At 39.1% G+C, this 279-nt stretch carries 1 protein-coding gene; it reads left to right on the top strand.

Features of this window, described 5'->3' with window-relative positions; all coding sequences use genetic code 11:
• On the top strand, positions 1–279 hold a 279-nt coding region (locus R2R70_RS19805), incomplete at both ends, for an AAA family ATPase (RefSeq protein ID WP_410978869.1).

Raw genomic sequence — 279 nt, 5'->3', positions numbered from 1 at the left:
CAGGTTGAAGAGGCTGTAATTGAATATTCGAGTTCACGAACTCTGCTAACGGGCCCGCCTGGCACAGGTAAAACAGCTTTTGTAAATTATTTATGCGAAAAAGCTGATTTTAAACTTATATCTGTTAAAGCATCTGACTTATTGAGCAAGTGGGTTGGTGAAAGTGAGCAAAATATTGCTCAACTATTTAAACAAGCTACACAAGAAGGAAGTGCAATATTTATTGATGAAGCAGATAGTTTGCTATGTAGCCGCGAACAAGCTGATGCGAATTGGGAG

Source organism: Cobetia sp. SIMBA_158, assembly GCF_046566945.1.
Classification (GTDB): Bacteria; Pseudomonadota; Gammaproteobacteria; order Pseudomonadales; family Halomonadaceae; genus Cobetia; species Cobetia amphilecti.
Note: the sequence above shows the minus strand (reverse complement) of the source record. Positions and strands in the feature narration are given on the sequence as shown.